At 45.3% G+C, this 316-nt stretch carries 1 other RNA gene; it reads left to right on the top strand.

From position 1 onward, the window contains the following. Positions 1 to 316: a transfer-messenger RNA gene (ssrA, locus tag HL666_RS33925) on the top strand; the annotation flags it as partial.

Genomic DNA, 316 nt, shown 5'->3' with positions numbered 1-316 from the left:
CTGGATTCGACTGGTATAGGTTGCGCCCCAACTGCACTCCGTAGCGGCATCTACGTTAAAAGGTCCAGTTTAATTATAACTGCAAAAAATAATAACAATTCTTACGCTTTAGCTGCTTAATAGGCGCTTAACGTAGATCCTCCTAGGCTTGTCCGTGGTCTAGATCTGGGTCCTAAATTTAACGGACTTACGCTAACGACTCCCACCTGAAGTACGTTAGAAGAGAAAAATCAGGTTAGCTGTTCATGTGGGCCCTGACAGGCGGCAAGTTGGGCAGTGAAACCTTAAGTAGTCTGAATATGAGTGTAGACGTTGG

This window comes from Bradyrhizobium aeschynomenes, from assembly GCF_013178945.1.
In the GTDB taxonomy this organism is placed as follows: Bacteria; Pseudomonadota; Alphaproteobacteria; order Rhizobiales; family Xanthobacteraceae; genus Bradyrhizobium; species Bradyrhizobium aeschynomenes.
Note: the sequence above shows the minus strand (reverse complement) of the source record. Positions and strands in the feature narration are given on the sequence as shown.